Origin of the sequence: Roseateles chitinivorans (assembly GCF_002761755.1) — a bacterium.
Classification (GTDB): Bacteria; Pseudomonadota; Gammaproteobacteria; order Burkholderiales; family Burkholderiaceae_C; genus Roseateles; species Roseateles chitinivorans.
Map to the genome: position 1 here is coordinate 1 of NZ_PEOG01000180.1, position 505 is coordinate 505.

Below are 505 nucleotides of genomic sequence, written 5' to 3' on the forward strand. Positions count from 1 at the left end.
GGTGATCGCGAAGCTCGACGAAATCGTCCGCACGACAGTCACACACGCGATCGCCAGCGCGATCCCGAGCACCGAGAGCACGAACCGCTCCGGCCTGCGCCGGATGTTCGCGAAGGCGAACCGCACCAGGCAACCGAAGGTGTTGCCGGTGGTGGTGGCGATCTGCGGTGATCGTGGCGGTGTGGATGTGGGTGAGGGCGATACCGATTCAGCGGTTTCCACAATGAGGGATGCTGCGAGCCCGATGTTTCACCCGCAGCCGTTCGCGGTGTCGAGTTCGTTAACAGGCCACGGCCCGGATTACGGGGTCATGTCACGCGCCACGCCGGTTTGTGCCCTACTCCGTGGTTTTCGTGGCCTTCTTCGCGGCCCGCTTACGCGGCTGCTTGGTCGCGGTGACATCTTGTATGCGCGCCCAGGGCCGCGCCTCCTCGAGCTCGTAGGCAAGCTCCAAAAGGCGCGCCTCGCGGCCGATGGTGCTGGAGAACATCATGCCCACCGGCAT

The 505-nt window shown here is 64.8% G+C and carries 1 protein-coding gene; it reads right to left on the minus strand.

Annotated features, from left to right (window positions below; genetic code table 11):
* Positions 1-222, minus strand: a 222-nt coding sequence (locus CS062_RS25265; protein WP_199174374.1) for a hypothetical protein, incomplete at its 3' end; no start/stop codon positions are given.
* Positions 223-505 lie beyond the last annotated feature (283 nt).